Source organism: Bradyrhizobium sp. WYCCWR15520, assembly GCF_056174665.1.
In genome coordinates, this window is sequence record NZ_JBWBWM010000183.1 from 1 (window position 1) to 560 (window position 560).

Sequence of the window (560 nt, forward strand, 5' to 3'; positions counted from 1 at the left end):
ACATGCAAAGCGGGCGACCCGGACCTCTTCCTCCATTCTCATCGTCGGCGACACCGGAACCGGAAAAGAACTGTTCGCCCAAAGTATACATAACGGAAGCCAGCGGTCGACTGGCCCATTCATCTCACAAAACTGCGCAGCCCTCCCGGAAAGCCTCGTCGAAGGCCTTTTATTCGGCACGGCCAAAGGCGCATTCACGGGTGCCGTCGATCGCCCGGGTCTTTTCGAACAAGCAGACGGCGGCACACTTCTCCTTGACGAGATCAATTCTTTGGACTTCAGCTTGCAGGCAAAGCTTTTGCGCGCCATTCAAGAAAAAACGATCAGGCGGATCGGCGCTTCGAAGGATACTCCGATCGATGTCAGGATCATCGCGACGATGAACGAAGATCCAGTCGACGCGGTCAGCGGGCAAAGACTGCGAAAAGATTTGTATTACAGGCTGAGTGTCGTCACCTTGTTCATTCCTCCATTAAAAGATCGAAAGGAAGATATCATGCCGCTCACCCAGCATTTTATCGACAAATACAACGCATTGTTCCAAATGGAGGTCAAAGGTT

1 protein-coding gene is annotated in these 560 nt (G+C 52.3%); it reads left to right on the forward strand.

The annotated features are described in order from the left end of the window. The coding region (locus tag AC0QUY_RS42770; protein ID WP_475391765.1) for a sigma 54-interacting transcriptional regulator at nt 1–560 on the forward strand (560 nt) is incomplete at both ends.